General features: G+C 51.7%; 1 pseudogene. It reads left to right on the top strand.

What is annotated here, in order from left to right:
• Nucleotides 1–640: pseudogene (locus LRP50_RS25430) on the top strand (hypothetical protein); the annotation flags it as partial.

Raw genomic sequence — 640 nt, forward strand, 5'->3', positions numbered from 1 at the left:
TCAGTAGGTACCTACAACATGTTTGGGTTAGGCAATGCTGAAAGCAGCGCCTCGTACGTCGACATTGACTATGCCTTCTACTTATCCGGTAGCTACCTCTATATCTATGAAAGCGGCGCTTACATAGGGGGTTACAACGGCGTTTCCGCTAACGATACCCTATCGATTGAAGTGAACAACGGCACCGTCCGTTACTTCTATAACGACAGCGAAATTCGGTCAGTCGCTTACAGCGGAGAAACGCCGGACTTCTACGTTGATTCGAGCTTCTACAGTGGCGCTATTAGCTTGACCGATATCACCCTCACCCCGCTTTCCGGCGCTGGTTTAACCGCAGATGCTGACAACGATGGCGTGACCAACGATATCGATTTGGACTCAGACAACGACACCATTCCTGATGTGGTCGAAGCCGGTCTGACCGATGCGGACGGTGATCTGATGGTCGATAGCATTGACCTACAAGCCAGCGTCGACCCTGCCCCAGATTCTGACGGTGATGGCATTCCAGATTACTTGGATTTAGAAAGCCACAACGCAGAGAACGACGGCACCGCCTTTGACATGCATGGCTACGACTTTGCTGCTTTCGACACCAATGGAGATGGCATGCTCAACCTTCAAGATGGTGAAGGCGGCG

This window comes from Enterovibrio gelatinilyticus (assembly GCF_028683095.1).
GTDB classification, from domain to species: domain Bacteria; phylum Pseudomonadota; class Gammaproteobacteria; order Enterobacterales; family Vibrionaceae; genus Enterovibrio; species Enterovibrio gelatinilyticus.